General features: G+C 43.6%; 1 protein-coding gene. It reads right to left on the bottom strand.

Annotation, left to right across the window (positions count from 1 at the left end; translation table 11 throughout):
* The coding region (locus AAEY78_RS15005; protein ID WP_352340301.1) for a hypothetical protein at positions 1-236 on the bottom strand (236 nt) is incomplete at both ends.

The following is a 236-nucleotide window of genomic DNA, read 5'->3' as shown; positions in this document are numbered from 1 at the left end:
CTCATCTTTAACTACAGTCGCTTCGTCGCCTGCAGCTGGAATACCAGAAAGACCTAAAATCTCAACTGGAATAGATGGACCAGCTGACTTAATGTCTTTACCGTTTTCATCGCGCATTGCACGAATACGACCATACTCAAGACCACATAATACAATGTCACCTTGGTTAAGCGTACCCGATTGAACAAGTATCGATGCAACTGGACCACGGCCTTTATCTAAGCGTGATTCAATAA

Source organism: Psychrobacter sp. 16-MNA-CIBAN-0192 (assembly GCF_040309565.1).
GTDB lineage: Bacteria > Pseudomonadota > Gammaproteobacteria > Pseudomonadales > Moraxellaceae > Psychrobacter.
Note: the sequence above shows the minus strand (reverse complement) of the source record. Positions and strands in the feature narration are given on the sequence as shown.